Source organism: Paenibacillus thiaminolyticus (assembly GCF_003591545.1).
Lineage (GTDB): Bacteria > Bacillota > Bacilli > Paenibacillales > Paenibacillaceae > Paenibacillus_B > Paenibacillus_B thiaminolyticus_A.
This window is the reverse complement of sequence record NZ_QYZD01000011.1, coordinates 117,260-137,933: the sequence shown is the minus strand read 5'-3', so window position 1 is coordinate 137,933 and position 20,674 is coordinate 117,260. Positions and strand designations below refer to the sequence as shown.

23 protein-coding genes and 1 pseudogene are annotated in these 20,674 nt (G+C 51.2%); 6 read left to right on the top strand and 18 right to left on the bottom strand.

All coding sequences use genetic code 11. From position 1 onward, the window contains the following. Positions 1 to 9 precede the first annotated feature (9 nt). The 9 genes from DQX05_RS14160 to DQX05_RS14125 all read right to left on the bottom strand — a co-directional run bounded on the left by DQX05_RS14160 (position 10) and on the right by DQX05_RS14125 (position 8,884). A complete protein-coding gene (locus DQX05_RS14160; RefSeq protein WP_119794227.1) occupies positions 10 to 651 on the bottom strand; it encodes a LysM peptidoglycan-binding domain-containing protein in 642 nt (213 codons plus the stop codon). 108 nt (positions 652 to 759) lie between these two features. Beyond that, the gene (locus tag DQX05_RS14155) at positions 760 to 4,401 is read right to left on the bottom strand and encodes a phage tail tape measure protein (RefSeq protein ID WP_259391990.1); all 3,642 of its coding nucleotides are present in this window, start codon (positions 4,399 to 4,401) and stop codon (positions 760 to 762) included. A 185-nt stretch (positions 4,402 to 4,586) separates the two neighbouring features. Next, positions 4,587 to 5,081: a phage tail assembly chaperone gene (locus DQX05_RS14150; protein WP_119794225.1), complete on the bottom strand. Its 495-nt coding sequence runs from the start codon at positions 5,079 to 5,081 to the stop codon at positions 4,587 to 4,589. 39 nt (positions 5,082 to 5,120) lie between these two features. After that, on the bottom strand, positions 5,121 to 5,567 hold the full coding sequence (locus DQX05_RS14145) for an endoglucanase (RefSeq protein WP_119794224.1): 447 nt from the start codon (positions 5,565 to 5,567) through the stop codon (positions 5,121 to 5,123). A gap of 18 nt (positions 5,568 to 5,585) precedes the next feature. Further along, positions 5,586 to 7,004 carry a phage tail sheath subtilisin-like domain-containing protein gene (locus tag DQX05_RS14140; protein WP_119794223.1) on the bottom strand — a complete coding sequence of 473 codons (1,419 nt, stop codon included), beginning with the start codon at positions 7,002 to 7,004 and terminating at the stop codon, positions 5,586 to 5,588. Positions 7,005 to 7,007: 3 nt separating this feature from the next. Continuing rightward, positions 7,008 to 7,208, bottom strand: a complete 201-nt coding sequence (locus DQX05_RS14135) for a YqzN/YkzM domain-containing protein (RefSeq protein WP_119794222.1) — start codon at positions 7,206 to 7,208, stop codon at positions 7,008 to 7,010. 1 nt (position 7,209) lies between these two features. Further along, positions 7,210 to 8,055, bottom strand: a complete 846-nt coding sequence (locus DQX05_RS14130) for a 3'-phosphoadenosine 5'-phosphosulfate sulfotransferase (protein ID WP_182914745.1) — start codon at positions 8,053 to 8,055, stop codon at positions 7,210 to 7,212. Further along, entirely contained in the window at positions 8,048 to 8,191 is a 144-nt protein-coding gene (locus tag DQX05_RS30785) for a hypothetical protein (RefSeq protein ID WP_182914744.1), read from the bottom strand. Before DQX05_RS30785 ends, DQX05_RS14130 begins: the two co-directional genes overlap by 8 nt. A gap of 270 nt (positions 8,192 to 8,461) precedes the next feature. Continuing rightward, positions 8,462 to 8,884, bottom strand: coding sequence for an ArpU family phage packaging/lysis transcriptional regulator (locus DQX05_RS14125; protein ID WP_087445039.1), 423 nt, complete (start codon positions 8,882 to 8,884; stop codon positions 8,462 to 8,464). Positions 8,885 to 9,173: 289 nt separating this feature from the next. Between DQX05_RS14125 and DQX05_RS14120 the strand changes: the two genes are divergently transcribed. The 3 genes from DQX05_RS14120 (at position 9,174) to DQX05_RS14110 (ending at position 11,218) form a co-directional block, all read left to right on the top strand. After that, positions 9,174 to 9,605, top strand: a complete 432-nt coding sequence (locus DQX05_RS14120) for a helix-turn-helix domain-containing protein (RefSeq protein ID WP_006675223.1) — start codon at positions 9,174 to 9,176, stop codon at positions 9,603 to 9,605. A 33-nt stretch (positions 9,606 to 9,638) separates the two neighbouring features. Further along, positions 9,639 to 10,100 carry an ImmA/IrrE family metallo-endopeptidase gene (locus DQX05_RS14115; RefSeq protein WP_119794221.1) on the top strand — a complete coding sequence of 154 codons (462 nt, stop codon included), beginning with the start codon at positions 9,639 to 9,641 and terminating at the stop codon, positions 10,098 to 10,100. Positions 10,101 to 10,252: 152 nt separating this feature from the next. Next, positions 10,253 to 11,218 carry a GDP-mannose 4,6-dehydratase gene (locus DQX05_RS14110; protein WP_119794220.1) on the top strand — a complete coding sequence of 322 codons (966 nt, stop codon included), beginning with the start codon at positions 10,253 to 10,255 and terminating at the stop codon, positions 11,216 to 11,218. 185 nt (positions 11,219 to 11,403) lie between these two features. On the opposite strand, the pseudogene DQX05_RS14105 reads toward DQX05_RS14110, so the two are convergent. Then, positions 11,404 to 12,545: pseudogene (locus DQX05_RS14105) on the bottom strand (IS110 family RNA-guided transposase). A gap of 365 nt (positions 12,546 to 12,910) precedes the next feature. Between DQX05_RS14105 and DQX05_RS14100 the strand changes: the two are divergent. Further along, on the top strand, positions 12,911 to 13,198 hold the full coding sequence (locus tag DQX05_RS14100; RefSeq protein WP_119794219.1) for a hypothetical protein: 288 nt from the start codon (positions 12,911 to 12,913) through the stop codon (positions 13,196 to 13,198). 40 nt (positions 13,199 to 13,238) lie between these two features. Here DQX05_RS14100 and DQX05_RS14095 read toward each other — a convergent pair whose 3' ends face one another. The 4 genes from DQX05_RS14095 to DQX05_RS14085 form a co-directional block, all read right to left on the bottom strand. After that, a complete protein-coding gene (locus tag DQX05_RS14095) occupies positions 13,239 to 13,427 on the bottom strand; it encodes a transposase (protein WP_119794218.1) in 189 nt (62 codons plus the stop codon). Positions 13,428 to 13,510: 83 nt separating this feature from the next. Then, positions 13,511 to 13,693, bottom strand: a complete 183-nt coding sequence (locus tag DQX05_RS30310) for a hypothetical protein (protein WP_147385187.1) — start codon at positions 13,691 to 13,693, stop codon at positions 13,511 to 13,513. A 168-nt stretch (positions 13,694 to 13,861) separates the two neighbouring features. Further along, positions 13,862 to 14,344 (bottom strand): hypothetical protein, encoded by a 483-nt coding sequence (locus tag DQX05_RS14090; protein WP_119794217.1) that lies wholly within the window; start codon positions 14,342 to 14,344, stop codon positions 13,862 to 13,864. Further along, entirely contained in the window at positions 14,341 to 14,547 is a 207-nt protein-coding gene (locus DQX05_RS14085) for a hypothetical protein (protein ID WP_119794216.1), read from the bottom strand. Before DQX05_RS14085 ends, DQX05_RS14090 begins: the two co-directional genes overlap by 4 nt. A 304-nt stretch (positions 14,548 to 14,851) precedes the next feature. Between DQX05_RS14085 and DQX05_RS30305 the strand changes: the two genes are divergently transcribed. After that, positions 14,852 to 15,349, top strand: a complete 498-nt coding sequence (locus tag DQX05_RS30305; protein ID WP_147385186.1) for a hypothetical protein — start codon at positions 14,852 to 14,854, stop codon at positions 15,347 to 15,349. Positions 15,350 to 16,113: 764 nt separating this feature from the next. On the opposite strand, the gene DQX05_RS14080 is transcribed toward DQX05_RS30305, so the two are convergent. The 3 genes from DQX05_RS14080 to DQX05_RS14070 all read right to left on the bottom strand — a co-directional run bounded on the left by DQX05_RS14080 (position 16,114) and on the right by DQX05_RS14070 (position 19,075). Further along, a complete protein-coding gene (locus DQX05_RS14080; RefSeq protein ID WP_119794215.1) occupies positions 16,114 to 17,328 on the bottom strand; it encodes a hypothetical protein in 1,215 nt (404 codons plus the stop codon). 80 nt (positions 17,329 to 17,408) lie between these two features. Continuing rightward, positions 17,409 to 18,224, bottom strand: coding sequence for a C39 family peptidase (locus tag DQX05_RS14075; protein WP_119794214.1), 816 nt, complete (start codon positions 18,222 to 18,224; stop codon positions 17,409 to 17,411). A 563-nt stretch (positions 18,225 to 18,787) separates the two neighbouring features. Further along, on the bottom strand, positions 18,788 to 19,075 hold the full coding sequence (locus tag DQX05_RS14070; protein ID WP_259391989.1) for a YolD-like family protein: 288 nt from the start codon (positions 19,073 to 19,075) through the stop codon (positions 18,788 to 18,790). A gap of 86 nt (positions 19,076 to 19,161) precedes the next feature. On the opposite strand from DQX05_RS14070, the gene DQX05_RS14065 reads away from it, so the two are divergent. Next, on the top strand, positions 19,162 to 20,025 hold the full coding sequence (locus tag DQX05_RS14065; RefSeq protein ID WP_119794212.1) for an ATP-dependent DNA ligase: 864 nt from the start codon (positions 19,162 to 19,164) through the stop codon (positions 20,023 to 20,025). Between the two features lie 98 nt (positions 20,026 to 20,123). Here DQX05_RS14065 and DQX05_RS14060 read toward each other — a convergent pair whose 3' ends face one another. Then, on the bottom strand, positions 20,124 to 20,648 hold the full coding sequence (locus DQX05_RS14060; protein ID WP_119794211.1) for a P-loop nucleotide/nucleoside kinase family protein: 525 nt from the start codon (positions 20,646 to 20,648) through the stop codon (positions 20,124 to 20,126). Positions 20,649 to 20,674: the final 26 nt, after the last annotated feature.

The following is a 20,674-nucleotide window of genomic DNA, read 5'->3' as shown; positions in this document are numbered from 1 at the left end:
CGGCACCTCCTACACTGGCAGCCGCAGGACCTGGCCCGGCTTGATTTGATTCGGATCCGGGCCGATCTGCTTTTTATTTTCAGGGATGCGGTAGATGTCGCCGTGGCGTGCGCCATTTCCAAGAAACCGCTTGGCGATGCCCCACAGCGTATCACCCGGCTTCACGGTGTAGGTTGCCGGAGGAGGCGGCGCGGCGCGTCCGGCAGACGCGGCTGATCCGCTTGACTTCGCCTTCTGGCCTTTTTCCGGAACCATGATCATCTTGGCTTGCACCAGCTCAATCGAATATTGAGCGTCACCATGCCCACCCAGCCACGTATGGTCAAATGTCTGGATATACACATCGTGATTGATCGGTGTCTCTGTAATCAGCAGCTTCAGTTTTTGACCTTTATCGCGCCAGCCGGACAATAGCCCCGCAATCGCTTGTGGGGACTGCCAGGACTTGACGGTCACGCTGTCCTTCCGCGTTTCTCCGGGGAAGATCCCCTCCCAATTGAACCGTGTCGGCACCGTGCCGCGCGGCATCGTGAACTCGCCCAGCGCAATGCTCTGATACGTGACCATACGCGCCGCCGTGGCAGCCGTGACCTGCTGCGGGTTCAACGGAAACAGCAGTCTTCTTGAACCATCCGACAAGTAGAAATCCATATGCGTCTCCTTTATCGCGTGGTGAAAAATAGAAGAAGGCCGGTGCTCAGCACCAAGAAGGTGGCTTGAACCTGAAGCGTTTGGCGATGAGTCGATTCCCCCGGTCTTTTATATACGGTTTTGCGCTGCGTCTTCGATCTTCTGCGCAATCACGCCGCCAATATAGTCCGCGATTTCTTCGCCGTTCCGGCGGAGAGATTCAAGCAGATTATCGCTGCTGCCGTCCAGCGTGAAGTTCAGCGTCACGCCGCCAAGATGGATGCCGCCCAGGCTCTTGGAGGAGCTGGCGGTTGATAACCCGGCCTCTTCCGTCAACGCCGGGGCGCTGAGGTTCAATTGCGGTCCGCCAGCCAAGCCGTCCATGGCATAAGGCTGCACGCCAAGCATATAACCCGCTTGCTGCCACAGCGACAGCCCCCGCGCTCGCTTGCCTGGAGAGAGAGGCACGATCATTTCCGGCCCCGCCTCGCCAACCAGCCCGATGTGGGGGCGGGTTATGAATCCGCCGTGGGCGTAAGCTTTAACCCCATGGTGGTCGCTTGTGTGAAGACCGGTAATTTCCGAACCCCGGTCCCTCACGTCACCAACCCAGTCTGACACGGGCTGGGCCACGTTTTGGTCGAACCAGCTCGTTAGATCAGACCACACATTTTGCACCCAATTTTTCGCTTCTCCGAACCTGTCCTGAATCCAGCCAGAAGCATTTTCCGCCCCTGTTTTGATCGGGTCCCATATGTTCGTTCCGAACCAGCCAGACACATCCGACCATGTATTTTTCAGCTCTTCTTTCGTTTCGCCCCAACGGGTGGAAAACCATTGACCTGCAATCGCCGCGCCTTCCTTGATCGGTAGCCAGACCGTCTCGTCAAACCAGGAAGCAAACGGATCCCAAATGGATTTCACCGTTTCTTTTCCCATGTCCCACAAGCCGACGGTAAAGTTAATCGTGTTAATGCCTACGTCTTTGAGTGGCGTCCAGACGTTCGAGCCGAACCAGTCGCTGATGCCATTCCATTGATTCGTTATCCAAGTTTTGGCTTCGCCCCATTGGTCAGTTAACCACTGTCCTGCCGCAGCGGCGCCTTCCTTGAGTGGCGACCACACGGATGAATCAAACCAGGATACGAGGTTTCCCCACTCTTTCCCAACCCATTCACCAAGTGCGCCACCGCCCAACGAGCCGATAATACCACCCACCGTACCACCGATAACCGTTCCGACTCCAGGAATCACGGAACCAATAGCAGCACCGGCAGCAGATCCAGCCGCAAATCCGCCCCAACCTCCGATCGCTCCGCCGATAGCCTGATTTCGTTCTTCTCCTGGTTCGGCAGCAGCGATATTGACTGCATCAAAAAGAATTGAAAAAGGGAGCTTCACTTTACCGACAGTTCGAGAAAGGAAGCCCATTCCCTTGCCATTCCCACCTTGGAACCATCTGGGCATCCAGTTTGCCTTCGGAGTTGGAACCGAGCCGTGGACCGCTTTTCCCAGCTCATTATACCGGCCAAGCTGCCCGGCGTTGGCCATATGCACGACGTCGTCCCGGCTATACGTGCGATCCAGCGGAATGCTGCGCCAGTACCGCTTCCCGGCGGGACGATAATTCCGCGGGAATTGCGCCGCCGGACCCGGCTGGCCGCCAAACGCTCTCTCCAGCTCACTATACCGCCCGAGCTGCCCGGCGTTGGCCATGCGCACGACTTCGTCCCGGCGATATGTGCGATCCAGCGGGATGCTGCGCCAGTACCGCTTCCCGGCGGGACGGTAATCCGGCGGGAACTGTGCCGCCGGGCCCGGCATCGCGTCCGCTGCCGTGGTGCCGCCAAGCCAGCGGCGGTACCATGGCGAACGCTTAGCGGTGCCAGCGCGGGCGGTTCGCGTAGCGGCAGTTGCTGTCGTCTCGGCCATGGTGGAGGATGATCCTCCTCCAATCCATTTTTTCGCATTTTTATAGAACTGTTTCCCCTTACCCAGGACTTGGACAGTCTTGGATAAGATCCAAGCATCCATCATCAGCGCCAATGTCTGACCCAGCGGACTGCTTGTGTCGCCGCCGAGCCAGGTTGGCTGCACATTTTTGAACGCCTCAAGAGCCTTGCCCACGATTTTCCCCGCATCGAATGCTTCAAGGAATGCCTCGAGGAAGGCCCGTCCGGCTGTGGAACCGGCTTGGACGAATGGTGAAGCATCAACATCCGCGTCTTTGGATGCCATGCCGAGCACCCCCATCAGGTAGCCGCCAAGCGCTCCGCCCAGGGCTGCCCCGATCTTGTGCGCGGCTTCAATCACTCGTTCGCGTCCGCCGCCGCTCCACCACTCGTTGAAGGGAGCGACCACAATTTCATCCCACAGCAACCGGATTTTCCCGAACACGCCGGCGTTGTTCCAGGCATCCGAATCCATAATGTCGAGCAGCTTCGTAAAGACATGGTTGATTTTCCCGCCGATCATGTCCGCCAGCCCATTGCTTTGCGTAAACGCTTCGGCAATCCGGTCGATCCAGGCTCTCAAGGCAGGCACGGCTTGCATTCCAATCGAGATCGCGATGCCTTCCCATGCCCCTGACAGCCGCCGGATGGAACCGAGCAAGGTATCCTCCTGAATTTTGGACATCTTCTTGGCGGCGCCTTGCGCCTGCTCCAGTTGCTTGATATAGGCTGCGAAGCTTTCCGATCCCATGTTCAGCAGTATGCCAGCAGCATCGGCTGTTTCCGTGCCGAACGCATGGGCCACATCGGCAAGCCGCAATCCCTTGCGTTCGACTTCCGCCATGAATGGAGTCAATCCCTTGAACGCGTGCTGCGCGTCCCACAGGTTCAGCCCCATCTCCTTCAGCTTCTTCGCCGCAGGACTCGATGTGTCGTTAAGCTGCGAGAGCGTCAGGCTCATGGCCTTACCTGCGCGTTCGCCCTGAATGCCATGACTGGACAGCACCCCGATAGCGGCAGACATTTGCTCGATAGCGACGTTCGCGTCTGCCGCAGCCGGAGCCGCAAGGGAGAACGCGCTGCCCAACTGCGAGATGCTCGTGTTCGCCGTCGCGGCCGTTTTGGCCATGACATCTACGACCCGCTCCAGCTGCGCCGCGGGCATGCGCATGCCGAACAGCACGCCCGATGCCAGGTTCGCCGCTTCCGCCAGATCCATTTGGCCGGCAGAGGCAAGCAGCAAGGTCGGGCCGATCCCGTTGAGTACTTGCTTGGCGGTGAAGCCGGCGCCAGCGAGAGATCCCATGGCATCGGCAACCTCAGTGGCCGTAAAAGGCATCGATGTGCCCAACTCACGGGCACGCTGATTGAGCGCGGCAAAGTCTTGCTCATTGGCATTGGTGACCGCACGAACATTCGCCATGCTCTGCTCGAACTTCGCGGCGGTCCGGAACAGACCCGCCAGCCCGGATGCAGCGGCTCCAAGCGCCGGACCGAGCAAGGCCATGCCGCCGCTGACCAGCCGGCCAAGCATGCGCAATGGCCGGGTAGCGTAATCAAGGATGCGAACTGTAAACCGGAACGTTTTCCCTGATATGGACTGCACTCGAGCATTAATCGCGACCAGCGCGTCAGATGCCCGATCTGCTACATGGACCGCCATCTGCCACCGGGTCCGGTTCATCCGTTCGAGCTGCTTGCGCGTGCGTTCTACGCTTTTGTCCAGCTTGCTCACTTTACCTTCTATTTTCGAAAGAGCGGGTTCGGAACGATCGTCGACGGCCACGGATATATCTATGCGATAGGCTTCTTTCGCCACCCGCAATCACCCTCTTCCCAGCGATGCAGTTCGCTTCCGTTCCTCTATCTCGGTTTCCAGCGCCAGCTTGGTGCTGACAAGACAAAAAAGCCGCTCTCCTTCGGGCAGCTTCATCACCTCGCTAGGGAATTTCCCCTGGCGCTGGAAAATATGATGCAGGAGGGTGGCAACCCCTCCCGCTTCTATTAGTTTTTTATGACTTCCTCCGCCTCGCTGCTCTCGTCATCATCCAAATCATAGCCCGACAGACGGTCGATCTGCTCGATGATCGCATCCTTTTCGCCAGGGAGCAGAACCTTGTCAATAAGCTGTACGCCGCTGATGACATTGAGCTGATCCCAGGCCGCCTTGTTGTTCCATACTTTTTGCTGATCTTCGGGCACCGTCGCCTCATAGATCAGATACGAGCGGTATCTCGCCGTGTCGGTGTCGTCCGGCATTTTGATGCCGCCCAGGCGGCGGTTTTTCTTATACTTGGTCGCCTTGTCCCGGCACGCGTTATATTCCGCCTCCGCCAACGGGCGAATGCTGAAGCGGAAGAACACCTTTCCTTTGCGGGCGATTTCGATGGCTTGCCGTTCTCCTTCCGTGCTCGCCGCCGCATCCAGAAGACCGCGCAGGATATCCGTTTCGTTGGCCAAAAGCGTTTCGGACTGGATCGGTTCATTGTCTTTTTTCATGAATATCTATCCTCCATTAAGTGGGTTGCCCTCTCGAGATTAGCGGCTTGCACGGATCACGCCGGTGAAATTAAATACGGCATCCGGCGCTTGCGAGCGCAAGCTGTCGACCAGGCGCTTGAACAGTACCGCATCGCGGACCACCGTCTCGGTAAAGGTCAGCGTCATGCTGTAGCTCTGCATTAATGCCCAGGTATGCTTCTGACCTGCCGGCTGGTAATCGCTGTTCGTCACGTTGAGCTGGGCCTGCCAAGTGTTGACTTCGGCAAGGAAGGTGCCCTCGCCATCGTATAATTCACCATTGTATCCTCTGGACACATTCCGGAAATCGAAGGCGCCGCGATCCACCATCTGCTGAATGTCCGGCGGGCTATTGACCCGGAAGCTCCATGAACGGTTAATAATCTCGCCTACCTGCACATTGGCGATGTCGATGCTTCCATCAGGAACGCAGTCGCGGAAAATATAACGTGCGTCTTGTGCCATCGTTGTTCCTCCTTACGGTTACGCAGATTGCGGCGAGAATTGGAAGCCGAAATCCAGGTATATTTTTTCGATGCTGTCCAGGTCGACCAGATCCGAGAAGCGGAACCAGGCCGAATCGCCTTGCGGCGGGTAATTAGGGTCCACAATCAGTTGACCGCTTTCGAGCCCGCCCTCGCGGATCATCGTCTGGATGATGCCGTTCGCAATCGTCACCACAAAGGCGCGGCCATCCGCGTTGTTGTTCCATTTGCCGAGGTATGGGTGCAGCGTGTACACGATCCGATCGATCAGCTCATAGCGCGTGCGGGTGCGGCGAATTTTCTTCCAGCCTTCGTCTTCGTCGGCCAGAAGCGTCACTTTCGTGTTGATGCCGTAATCAATTTGCGCCATGCCGTCCGGGTTGAGCGAGAAGGTAAGCATCCCGGATTGAATCGCCTCTTTGTACTGCGCATTCGTCAGTTCCCCGACCAGGTCGATGGAGCCGGTCATAGGAACATGCGTCAAGCTGGCATTGTACGCGCTCGAAGCAATGACGCCGGCAACCCGGGCAGCCGCTCTTGCACCTTCCACGGAACCGTTGGCGCTCCGAAATCCGTTGCCGACATAGACGATGGCAAAATCATTGAATGCTATGGCATTCGTCTTGCGCGTCGCAAACGGAACACTGGACGGTTCGCCGACCACGCCGATGATTCGCCCGCCGCCTTCGGCCAGCATTCGCTTCACGAAGGAATGGAGGGAGGCATGAACGGAGGCGTCCTCCGAATCCACAATTACGGTATCGAAAAATTTGCGTTCGAGACGTTCAAACGCATTCGCGTAGTCTGCACCGGTAACGATTGGGTCTGCACCGCCCGTAAGCGGGGCATCCAGCAGCGCATCGAGTTCCCCGGCTCCGTCCGCTATTTTGGCCGCCGTCAAGTACTGGCTCTGTTCATTGATGACCGCGGCTAGATGCTCCGGCTCGCTCCCTTTGGCGAACAGCAGCCGTTCCAGCTGGCGTGTATTTTCATGCAGCACGAACTCCCGCATGCTCACATCCTCCAGGGAGTCGCGGATCGTGACCGTCATCTGCCGCGTCGTTGGATACTTGGTGAGCAGCCGGACCACTTTGGCCGCCGGATCCGCGTTGTCGTTCAATTCAAGCGTTGCCTGGGTTCCCCCTGTGCCGGCGCGAACGGCCAACACCGTGCTGGCTCCGCCCGCAAAAATTTCCCGGATGCAATCCGGGCCCTGGCCGTCGCCAAGCTTCCCGGCCAATTCACCAGGTGCTTCTACCGTTACGACTTGCGCAAGCGGTCCCCAGTTGGATTGGATCACGGCCGCAGCCACGCCGACGGTTCCTGTGACGACACGGGCGCCGCCGGCATTATGCCAACGGACATAGACGTCCGGCCGAATCTTCTGTTCACCTAAAATAAACGTTGCCCCTGACATGGGCTACACCTGCCTTTTCTGAAATTGTTGAACTGCCTTTTCCGCTTCCGCTCGGGTCAAGCTGTCTGTCGGGACCCGGCGCAAGGCTCCCGCCATCGCATCGGCCGAGACACCGAATTGAGCTGGGGCAGCCATAATTTCTGCCTTCGTATAAGAGGCTTCCGGCTGCCGCTTTCTTGGTTTGGACTCTATGGCTTCCGCCATGTTACGCACCTCCGATATGAATATGGTCGAGCAGCGGCGATGACGCCGCCGTCTGCAGGATGCCGAACCGGACATCAAACGAGATCTGTCCGCTGCGGCAAGCGTCCTGGGTTCCGTCAGCCGATACGCTCTGGATCAGCATCGGGGATTGATCCAGCATGCGCACCTGCCCGTCGAGCGCCAATTGCCGCACCGTCAGATCCAGCCAGCGGCTGCGCGCTTCCGCATGCGGAACCAGCATATGCCCGCGCAGCGTCGCATCAATCCAGGCCCCCTGACTCACCGTCTGGATGCTGCGGATGGCGGCCACACGCCAATATAAAGCGGGAGTATCCTCCGATGGGTTCCAGACTGCGGGATCGGTCTCTATCGCCGGGAAGCGATCGCGAGTCCATACGGCCATCGCCGCGACCGGATCCGGATCCAGCGGCGCATGTGACATCCACCCAAGGGAAAACACTTCAAACTGGACACTTCGGGTGACCGCCTTGAGCTTCTCATCCACCGTGTCCGCGCCTGTGCCTGTGTACCGGCAGAGGATGGACTGGCCGCTGATGGCGTCCGTCAATCGTTGACGATCCAGCGCAGAGATGACGGCGCCGGCCAGGCTGTCCACATGCGGTAGCTCCGCAGGCGCCGCATACGGCGTCACCTCGATCTTGCAGCTGGAGCCGGCCCAGTCGTTCTCTACCGTCTCGGAACCTATGGTGAGAACAAGGTAGGGCTTCGCTTCGCCCGCCTCCGCAGCGCCTGTGTCCAAGACCTTGCCGTTGACAGCCGGAATCCGATCGATCAAGCGCTGGCGGATAACATTGCGCAACGAAGCCCCCTCCAGATGCTTATCCATCCCGAATCCGCTCCTCCTGCGCTATAGCTTCCATCTTGCTGACCGGCTCCCGCTCCCGCAGCAGCGCAAGCGCATACTGTACCCGGAAGCGCAGCGTATGCTCCGGGTACGCATGACTCACCTCGGCATTGTACATTTCTTCTCCCCCCCTGCAGCTCCGGCGTACGTTCCCGTGAAGCGAGCCAATAATAAAAGACCACCCGGCATCATCATCCGAATGGTCTCTCCTAACGGTCTGCCACTCGCCCACCTTGACAGCAGGTCCAGCGGCACACCACTTCACACTATCATCTTATCACCCGATGCCGACCTTCCGTGTGCCAGCATCCGGCCAACGAGCGGACACAGGGCAGGCCAGCGGCGGAACAGCCTGCGCCACGCGGCTCCCCTCCGGCCCATGCCAGCGCTACTCCGCGTACACTTCCAGCCCGAGCAGGAAGGCCAGCTCCATGACGCCGCGCGCCTTAATGCGGCGGAAGGTGCGCTCGCTAACATTCATCTCATGGCAGAGCAAATAATCCGGCGTGCTGTTCTGCGGGCTGAGATAGCAACGCTCGATCACGCCCCGCTCCGCCTCGCCGAGATGCGCAATCGCCTTAGTCACATTGTCATGAACGGTCTTCATATATTGCTCCCTCTCAACATTGTGGACCGCGGTCTCCTCGACCGGCTTCCCAACCTTGTGCGTCGCGCCATGATAACGGGGAATATAAGCCAGCGTCGTCCGCATCTCCCGCCGAACCGCTCCGGCTTTGCGGTACAGCTTCGCCACAGCCAACACCGATTCTACCTGCTTGCGCGTCTCTGTCCGATTAATGGTTGCCAACATCGTGAACCACTCCCCAATACGTTATTTATAATATAAAATAAATATAGAAAGTTATTAAAAACAACATCGAGAAAATAATGATAGGTCATGCCGCCTGCATAAATAAGCATTGTAACTCTTCCGTTATTTACAATAACGATTTATACTGTAAGAAATTTATTTCTAGCAACGTACAGCAAAGCTATTGAGAACAAATGTTCGTAATGTTATACTGCAAGCATACCATACCGCCGAATTGAGCGTCAATGATGAATTGATGTTCATATATTAAAGGACGAGGGTGATAACGATGACTGGCAAGAACAGAGAAGTGATGGGTTCACGCATCAAGCAGCTCCGCTTGAAGCACGGCCTCTCCCAGGATGACGTCGCGCATGCGCTGGATATGAAGCGGGCAAATGTGGCCAACTATGAAGCGGGACGAACGACGCCGCCGAGCGATATTATCGGTCGTCTGGCCGATATGCTGCACACCTCTGCCGACTATCTGCTCGGGCGGACAGACAACCCGCTCGCGCTGCATGCGGCGGGGACGATTCCGGAATGGGCCACTGCCAAGGACAAGCGTGATTTCCGCAAAATGCTGGAGGAAGATCCGGAAGTAATGTTCGATGGCGTGCCGATGGACGAAGACGACCGCGAACGGGTCATTCAAGTGCTGGAAGCCTTGTTCTGGGATGCGAAGAAGAGGAACAAACGGAAGCCGAAGCGAACGGAATGAGCATTCGAACCTTGAAACCGCGGGGTGCATGGCATGGATGTTGAGAACATCGTAAGCAAGCTGATTCGAAAATACAAAACGAACTGTCCTTTTCAACTGGCGCAGCGGTTGAACATTATCGTCAAGCAGGCGCGGCTCGGCAATTCGACGCGCGGCTTCTATTACCGCAAGCTGCGCCGCCGCTATATCGTGATCAATACCGATCTGCCGTTCGAGTGGCAGCGCTTCGTCTGCGCGCATGAGCTGGCGCATGACCGGCTGCATACGGGAACCGGCCATTTCTTCATCGAGCGGAACACGCTGTTCTCCGTCGGCAAGTACGAGCGGCAGGCGAACGAGTTCGCGCTCCGGCTGCTCCTGGACAGCACCGTGGCGCTCCCTGGCGACACGAAGGAGACCTACTGCATGCGGCATGGCATTCCGCCTGATGTCGCCAAGTTCCTTCCTTACGGAGATTCGCATGATATTCAACGGGAGCTTGATGCAGTTCCATAGGCAATAAAATCAGAAACCGGTACGAATGCCGTGGCCTTTTATAGGTGAATCCCATAAGATGTGGCATCTGATGAGTAGGTCTGTGCCGGGTGCGCGGAGCCCGTAGTCTCCGCCCCCATGCCGCAACTATATGAGAGAGGTGATTCCCTTACATGAAAGCGCTGGTTACCGGTGTCTCCGGGTTTGTCGGAAGCCATATGGCAGAATATTTGCTTGATCGGGGCGTCGAGGTAGTCGGAACGATTCGCAACCGGAGCCGGATGGAGCATATCCGCCATATCGAATCGAAGATTCATCTGGCCGAGTGCGAGCTGCGCGATCCTTTCTCCGTCGAGACGCTGCTGACGCAGGAGAAGCCGGATTTGATTTTCCATCTGGCGGCGCAGAGCTTCGTCCCGACCTCCTGGAATTCTCCCGTCGATACGATTACGAACAATGTGGCGGGGCAACTGAATATTTTCGAGGCGGTCCGCCGTCACGATCTGGACTGCAAGATCCAGCTCGCTTGCTCCAGTGAAGAATACGGGCATGTCGAGCCTCATGAGACGCCGATTACCGAGGACAATCCGCTTCGGCCGCTCAGTCCGTACGCTGTGAGCAAGGCAGCACAAGATTATCTAGGATACCAATACTTCAAAAGCTACGGTCTGCATGTGCTCCGCACCCGTACCTTTAATCATACGGGCCCTCGCCGGGGCGAGCAGTTCGTGACGTCCAACTTCGCCAAGCAGATTGCCGAGATCGAGAAGGGAATTCGGCCGCCGGTCGTTCATGTCGGCAACCTGAACGCGAAGCGGGATTTTACGGATGTGCGGGATGTCGTGCGGGCCTATTGGCTTGCTCTGGAAAAAGGCGAGCCCGGCGAATGCTACAACATCGCCTCCGGCTCCTGCGTCACGATTCGCGAAATGCTGAGCATGCTGCTCTCCTTCAGCAACGTCAACATCGATATCGTGCCGGATCCGAGCCGGATGCGGCCGTCGGATGTCGAGATTTTGCTGGGTGATAACAGCAAATTCTCCCGGCAGACTGGCTGGAAGCCCGAGATCCCGTTGGAACGGACGCTGGAGGATTTGCTGAACTATTGGCGCGAACGTGCAGGCAAGCAAGCATTGTAAGAAGCAGAGGGACCGGAAGCTAATGAAAAAGAGCCGTAGGATTCCTTGATATGCTCCCCTTATAGCAAAAGGTTATTGTTATTTCACCTGTTTAAGGGGAGCATATCAGATGGGTTTCGATGCCCGGTCCCTTTATTTTCAGGGCCTCACGTATGCACGAAGCGTTATTTGGAAATACTATTACGTCAACTTGCTTGATGAACTTGCTTTGGTCCGCCTTCAATGTAAGCTTGCTTGTTTTTTAGCATATGATAGCTGATAACGATTAGCTTCCGTGCAATGGCAATACAAGCTTTTTTCTTGCCGCGTCTGGATGCGATTTTCCAGAACTTCGTTGACAACTCTGTGTTTCGGGAGCGAGCGATTTACCAAGCCGCTTCGCATAAGGCTACTTTGGCATGAGGATTGCCTATTACGCTTTTTGTACTTTTTTGCCGGCACTCTCGTGGTTGCCGGGTGCTACGCCAGCCCAAGAGGATAAATGTTCGGCGGAAGGAAGCTGATCCATCTTTCGCCAATCTCCGCAATCAGTGCCGCGGCTGTTGTTTCGCTGATACCAGGTATGGTTTGCAGCAGCTCATATTCATCTTGATACGGCTGCAGATGCTTGTCGATCTTCTCCTCCAGACTTGCAATGGATTGTTGAAGAAACTCAATATTGTGCCAGCAGTCCCGAATCAGCTCCATCTGGTGAGGAGTGATCGTCCCGAATAAGGAATCGGTCACTTGTTGTTTTTTTGTTGTTTATCGAGCCTCTTACGCATGCATCTACATCGTCAGCATCGACGTAACCTTGTGTGATCAGGCGGTCAAGCAAGTTTCGTCCGGATACACCGAATACATCCGAAATAACGGTACCAAGCTTGACGTTGCAAGATTCCAAGTATTTCTGAATCGATTTTTCTCTGCCGTAAGATTACCAACACGCTTTTTGCGCTATCGGCATAAGTCACGCATCTCCCGGAGATCTTCGTGAGGAATGAAACTGGCCTCGATCAATCCTACGCGCAAGAGTTTGGCAATCCACTCGGCATCGCTGATATTTGTCTTGCGGCCCGGAACGTTCTTGATACGCTGAGCGTTAGCGAATGTTTTAGTAAAGTAACCTTCCAAAATGTTGTAGACCGGTTCCCAGTAGAGACCCGTGCTTTCCATGGCGACATGAGTAATAGACTTGGACTCCAGCCAACTTTGCAGCTCAAACCAACGTTCAGAACGTTCGCACCTCGCTGGGGACGTTGCCTTCTGTATCCGTATTTAACACACAAACAACAATTTTCTCTTGATGAACATCCATACCGGCACAGTTTGGATTTAAGACTTCCATAGCAAACAACCTCTAACAAAAGAAATATCGTGGTGACGGATTGGCTCGATCGTTAGCATTTTTCTGTTCGCAGTCCTCTGATCTGGGCGGTCAAAGCTGCAACGGTTTGTACACAGTGCCAACCCTTACAGTTTATTTAACGGGGTTCAACCACCATAAAAAAGAACGTACTGTATCAGCATGTATTTGCAATATTGGAGCGTGAGAGAGTCGATAAACCCGCTGATTTACATGCTATGTTTGTAGGCGAAAAAATCATGTTCGTTTACTAATGCTTATGTAATAGGATTGCTTTTTTAGATGAGTTTATGTAATTATTGAACAATAGATTAATTGGAAATTATAAGGGAAGGGAATGATTTGCAATGACAGGATACACAGAGTTTGTGCCATTAAATTTGAAAGCAGTGTTCACAGATGTAGATTTAGAAGCGCAACAAATAACCACCAATATAATTTTCGAAGAAAAATTGATCGCTACTCTTACCTTTAATTTACGTGAAAATACGATGATTAAAGTTGGAAACTTTGATGATGTATGTCACTTTAAAAAACACGGAATTGATGAGCAATTTATTCTCTCAAGAATTAAGGGAGAAGTTCTTTCAATTATTGAGAATAATATTTCTGAACCTGATGACTTTTTTGTCTAATTCCTCAACATTATTTAGGGCTTGCTGAACGAGTCAAATATTACGACAGGTGGAATGCAAGATTCGACCACAGCCATCGCAAAAGCGGCAAAAAGAGAACCCGGAGTCTCTTCTCGAGGTTCATCACCAGCAGTTGCAGCCCGATCACGGTTTCGCTCGTCGTCTGAAGGCGCGCTCGAATACGGCCAAGCCCGTGGCTGCGCTTGCCTTCACCGAATTTTCCTTCCACCGCAGTACGCGCGGCTGCATCTGCCTTGGCGGTTTTCTTTTACTCTTGCCGATCGGCTGACGGCCGTCCGAACGGCAGCTCACTTAGCCGATTTCCCTTCTCCTTCCAGAAGCACAAGTTGTCGCGTTTGCGTATATCGGGTCAGCCAGCACCGCTTTGGGATAATAGCCGAATCGAGCACGGTAGCGTTCCACTACGGACTGCAGCGTCTGACTTTCGTTGTAGTTGTCCCAGGACAGATGCTCCCGGATTGCGTATCCGTTCACGACGCTGATCGCCAGCTTCGCGCCGAACTCGACGTTCGCCCGGGCTTTGCCGCGTGCGATCGGTCTGACATGCGGCTGGTACTCACGATGCGAACCAGCACACTATGCGTTCGTTTCTCGTACATCGCATGCTGCTGGCGACCAACTCCTGAATGACCAGCAGGTTCCTTATACACGCGGCACGGCAGAAGTCAGGCCATTGCCCGTTTCGGCAAGTTTGGCGATAATACGCAGATTACGAGCAACGAATCGCAGTTGCTTGCCGATCGCTTTGCGCATCGTACGCGGCTTCACCCGCCGCTGTTTGGCCACCGCCAGATACGCTTTGCGGGCGCTCTTCCCGGTACGTTCTAGGCTTACGGGATTTTCCTCGCTCCGGCTCATGCAGGACATCGAAGATACGCTCCAAATTTTTCCCGGGCCTGATTCAGCAGCGACAGATCCATCGGGTAGGCGATATCCGCTGGCGCGGCAGGTCGCGTCGAGCAGCAGTTCGCCCTCGTTCGTCAGTACCATCTGCCGTGGCTGCCACTCTGGCCGCTTTATCGGACGCGGCAGCAATTCGGCTGCCCGGTTCATCGTTGTCGTCGTCCGATGAGTCCTCGCTTCACTGGACTTGCTCGCTTTTTCACGGGCGATCCACTCGTTCACTTCATCAAGAGTTTCGCCGCCCAGCCGCTTGCGAAAATGGGGTTCTCCAGAATCTGACGAAGTGTCTCCCCATCGTCGGTGCCCAGCCGTTCCTGGATAATGAGCGCACCGAGCGCGACGCGGATGGTTAAGGCTTTTTGAGCTTTGAGACTCTTCTTGAAGTTCTTCGCATACTTTTCTTCGAGTCTCCACCATGGAATCATCTAAGCGAGGAACACCCAACGGTTATCTCATGCGAGTTTTGTCAGCCCACATTTTCCTTGCACTTGATTTCAACAAATAAGGCGTCAACTCCTTCTTTCTACTGGTCTTTTTTTCGTTCAGCAAGCCCTATTTAATCTATTCACAGGAATTTAGTCCCACAGTTCATATCAAAATAGTACCTTGGGTTTTACAATTATCTACATTATTTTGTATATTTTAGTGGTAATATGACTTTAAGGAACATGTCCCTTTATGGAACGGATGGTTGGCCAACTATCACACAAATAGAAAGGGCTGAATCAAATGAAAAGAATTTTCTCACTTGCTTCCGCACTCTTATTATTGGTGACAATTTTTTCAGTATCGATTGTCTCAGCCGCTTCTGAGGTTGAGATTCGTGCAGGAGAAACTATTTTTGTACCTCAACAAGAACAACAAGCAACATCCTCCGAGAATACTAGCACATTCGCAAACCCAATGGGGAGAATCGATTGTGTGCCCACATCCGCTGGAGGAGCAATATGTGATTGGCGGATAGCTGCTGGTCTTAAGAAGATAAATTACTCTAATGTGACAGTAACGTTTGAAAAATTGAACCGTGCAACATTTACTTGGGAGTACGTATCTAAACAAACGTTTAATTATCCTGTGAATCGAGCAAAATCTGTGATCGAGGATCAAGCTTCCATTGGTATATTAACTTCGGGATTTTACCGTGCTACCTTGGGGGGAACAATTACCACTAGAAATGGAACATATGTTGCAAGTTCCGAAACTCCGGCTACGTTTACTGTAGAATAAACTGTTGATATTTTCATAAAAAACAAGAGCCGTGGAATTCTCCCGGCTCTTTATTTATTGCCTCATCAAATGAAGTTGGTTTGTTAGCAGTTGGAGCTAATTTTATAACCATAAGTTATACGATATGTAACATTTGCCCGAAAACCAAAAAAGGCCCCGGGCGGACCAACCAAGGCAAAAGTAGTAAAGGTTATGAAGAAAAAATTGGAGTGGGTGATGGGAATCGAACCCACTATGTTTTGTTATTATTCAGTGGGATATAGCCTTGTTTAATAGCATCTTTCGGGTACTGACAATGATATAATATGTTCTAAAACTGGGGGGTACGTTTTAATCTCCCCCCACTTTTCCCCCCATATTTATATTTGAAAAAAACGCGTGAGGGTTGCGGGAGGGTAATCGAAAACAGGGATCATTTTATCGCTGATACGGTGGGAATGGAGCGACAAAATCTTTATGGATGGCAAGTCACAAGGGGAGTAACAAAAGTGGAGCTCAACGATGGAACAGCCGGGATAATCACGGAATGGTATGGTGGTTACTTCGCACTGGACAACGGCGCACGCTCACATGTTTCTCATATTACCAAAGTATTACCCGCCTGATGATGGCCGGAGGGAGACCGGCCGAAACCTACCGTTTAGTTGCCCTGTAAGCGTTTTTGTGGGGCAAGGTGGGATAATTCCCCCATATATAAATCCTAAACGCCGTACTGGGCATTTAAAACCCTATACGGCGTTTCTCTGCAAGCTAAGTCATTTGTGTTAATAAACGAGAGGATTTGTTAATTCCGTAAGTTGATGATTACCCTTAATCGGTAAGTCCATAAAATCAACATAGATCATATCACTGGCGGATATAAGCGCATTACTTTGGTTATCTACGGCAATGTATTCGATATATTCATAATCCATATCTATTTCACTAAGGGTATCTTTTTCAACGTCTAAAACCCATGTTATACCTGTATTTCTATTATATATTAGAGCGTGTTGTGTTTCCAAACTGTTTGCGGCACCATAAGCCATATCTAATTCTTCAACCCCTATGAGTTTTGCTTTGGCTATATCATCGGATATGTTACAGAGAACCCCTGAACTACTAAATGTACGGATAAAAGCATAATCACCTATAACAGTGAATGTAGATATGCGTTCATTAGCAAGCAAATCTTCAATAACCTTTTCCAGTCTAATATCTTTTACACGATTTCCCTCACTATCAAATTTCTTTATGAGATACTCTCTATTGTCCATGCCCTCGGCTTCAACATTAAGGGTGTACAGATAGCCATTAGATTGAGTGAAATTATATATAACTTCTCCAGAACCCTTGTCATTATCAAAATCAACAGAAAGAATAACGCTGTGATCCGTTTCATCAGAATTATCATCACTGACGTTTACAGCGTCAATGTAAGTTGTTCCTGCGGCTCCGTCTACCTTGCCTTTAAAAGATATTATATCCTCATTCAAGACATTTACATAGATTAAAGTCTGGTCAACGGTTTCAGAAAATACACTGTCCATTGAATTGTTGGTAATGTCGATTTCATAAAGAGTGGTTTCTAACTTCCCGTCTGGATTGTCATTATCAATTACTACTTCATTCATGTAGAAATATAATTTATCTTCAATCTGTGCTATACTACCAGTGTGAATATAGGGATTATCAATTTTTCCTAATTCATAAGTGGTATTGGCATCCAAATCAAATTTGTAATATGAGATTGAATGACCATCTTCACCATAACTGTAATATATAATGCTATTCTGTACCAGAGCAACTATATTGTCTACATCCTCATTAATTTCTAGCTTTAGATAAGAAAAATCTTGTCCTGTATCCTCGTCATGTTCTTGCAAAAAGATACTATTGTCAACAACGATAAAATCTTGTTGTACCTGAGCAGTACAGGCAACAGCACTAAGCATAAGCATAAGGCTTAAAATAAGAATGTAAATGCGTTTACTTTTCATCTTTAACCTCCAATCTATAGAGTATAGATAATAACACGAAAAGGGAAAGGTTACAGACCTTTCCCCTTAGCAATGCAATTTTAATAGATGTATCCGTTACCCCTGTTAGAGATAGCTGTCTGAATTGCACTAGCAGTTTTTGAATAGTACATGTTTGCGCTACTGTCTGCCCATTGAATGTATGGGTCGGCAATTCTGAACTGTTCTTTATCACTTCTTGCACCAGTAATCAGCATTGTGTGTCCGCTTGTGTTGTAGGCCCATCCACTTGATGTTGAAAGTTTAACACTAATCAGTGGGGGTGCATCGTAGGTATGGATTGCTGAATAGAAATTGCTTTGCATGGTGGATAGTGTTGTACTTGAAGCCTTGCTAACATAGGTATTAGCACTCTGTTTATTGTTAAGATAAGTTTTGGCTTCGCTAAAAGGAGTACCACTTGAGGTTGTTCCCAATGCTTTAGCAATAGTAGCTTGACTATCAGAACTACCAGTAAGATAATGTACGGCGGCTTTACAGGAAGCTGGAACACAGTAATACCTTTCGGACTGTTTCCAAACAAGGAACCCGTCAAGATATTTCCATGTTGTCGCTCTTGTTGTAATTTCGTTATCGTCGCCTTCGGCCAGTAGCTTTTCGATTGCAACAGCTTTGTTCTCATCAGTGAGATCGCTAGCTTCTATAGCTGCTACCTGTTCTTCAACAGTTTCTTCGGTTTCGTCCAACAAACCTGTATTAACTGTAGCGGCGGCTCTCGATAATTCAGCCCTTGCACCACCATTTTCCACTTCAAGATAGTTGTCTCCTTGTCCAGCTCCTTCAGCAAACGCTGTTGTGGCAAAAGTGCCTATTAGAATACAGGCTGACAGCAATACTGAAAATAATTTACGTTTCATAAAATCACCCTTTCTGCCAAATATACGGCACAATTTAATCACTTTACTCCGAAAGGTATCGCTAACATTTTAAGGAAACTGTTTCAATGGGCAAGTTGTTCGTTAGAGATGAAATGTAGCAGTTGGCTATTTTATTAAAAAACCATGTGCGAATTCTTCTCAAACCACATCACGTATAGGATAAATCCAATCTTCTATACTTTTTGTTTCTTTTAAAGATTTGTCACCCTAGTGTGACCAATCTCTTTTGTAACTTTTTCATCACACCAATCCTTTCTAAAATAAGATTTTTAGTTGAGAATAATCTTTCGCATACTATTACACTAATCAGATGATTTCAGTAAAAGATACATTAAAAAATCTTATAATAGTATGTGAATATATTCTCATGTTCTATTATAAATCAAACTTTTTTTGGTTTTCAAGTTTTTTTGAAAAGGTTTTCGCAAAAGTAAACCTTACTTCGTGTACGAGAAATTATACATAATTTACACTGGTTTAGGGCCGACTCTCTCGGCTTTTTGACATCTAGCTATGTACGCTGTAGCCCTCTCTCCAGTCCTTCACTTGTCCCTCACTCCTAATATATCCTCTACACGTATACAGCGCCGCTCCTCGTCTTGCTGCAGCCGTATCCGCTGCCCAATCATGTCAATGTCAACTACGATACCGGACACTTCGCCTCGTTCGAACGGGTCATAGAGCTCCAGTACAATTGGCTCCTTGTTTTCCATAGACCACTGTAAACGGCTGCTGATATCTTCCCATGCCTGTTCGTCCAGAAGAGGCCGTTCCCTGCGATTCTGAGCCCGCTGAGGTTTCAACAACGCCTCTTTATGCTGCGAAAGCATCATACGACGTTCGCATGTATCAATAGTCAAAACTTACTACCTACGACACATATGATCTATTGGTACAATTACCGGAGGTGATGACTATGTTTATACCTCCTATGTTGCTGGAGACGGCCCAGGAGCCATTCAGCGACCCACAATATATATACGAACCTAAATTTGACGGCCATAGGGCGATCCTTTCGTGTATCAGGGGCCAAACAAGGATCTACACTCGCCATAACAACGAATGCACCAGACAATACCCGGAGCTGCTTGCGGTACCATTCGAGGAGGATATGATCCTTGACGGAGAGCTCGTATGTATCGCTCCCGCGGGCGCCGTTGATTTCGAGGCCGTAATGACGCGGTTCCAGGCGCGCCGCTCTGACAGTATCCAGAGGCTGAGTTCGCAGCTACCGGCCACTTTTGTGGTGTTCGATATCTTGATGTACCACGGCGAGGATTTACGAAGACTTCCTTTAATGCAGCGCAAGGAAATACTTGCGACAGCCTCGCTCCCGACCAACGGACACATAACCGTTTGCCCGTTTATCGAGGCCGCCGGGGAAGCTCTCTACGACGATATCTGCGCCCGTAGCATGGAAGGAATTGTCTGCAAGCGAAAGAATAGCAGATACGTCAGCAGGCGCTCTCCAGCTTGGCAAAAGGTCATCAACTGGACTTATGTAGACGTGTGGATCAGCGGGTATCGGAAAGAAGAGTTCGGATGGCTTGTTGCTGTGGAAGACGGGGACAGGAGATTGCGGCCGGCTGGAGTTATAGAACTGGGAGCGAATCAGGATCATAAGCGGGCGTTTTACGGCGTTGCGAAGCCTTTGGTGATCGGTGAGGATAAGAATAATGTCTATCTGCAACCGGCGATAAGGGCGAAGGTGAAAACGCGGAATTGGACGAAGGTGAGCATGCTACGCGACCCGGTATTCGTCAAATTCTTGACATCATAAAAGCCCGGGAGAAATCCGGGGCTTTTGCTTATCCGTATACGGGTTTATTGCATCGCCGACCACTTCGCGCCGTTCAAATCGTACAACTGAATACTGGATTAAATTTTAACAATAAATCCAGTGTCATTAATTATTGCCTCTACTATTTCTGTTGAATTTCTTAGAGTGGTGTCAAACAGAAATTGTTGATTCGAGGGGGTTGATTCTAGTTTGTTTAACAAAAACAAAGAGCGTTCTGTTGAATCAATATCCCCCCTCATACGTATACGTTCGATTAGTTTTTCTTTACCTGCTCTCAATACGATATATTTCAATGTTACTTGCAAATCGGATATATGTTTACAGAACCAGTCAAGCTCATCTTCTACTACAAAGTCAATGACGACATTGAAGTCATTTTGAATAAAATTCCTGGTCAAAGTAAGAATATTCTCCCACGTTAGACTTAGGCGCTCCTCCCAAGATGTTTCTGATCCGTATTCAAACATATGCAGGATAGAATCACCTTCAAGAAGAACACATTTCTTCACCATTTGAGCAAGTTTTTTTGATGTTGTAGATTTTCCAACCCCGACTGGACCTGAAACGAGATAAATTACATTTTTTTTGTTTTCATTTGACAATGGTGAACATCCTTCCTAAGCCAATT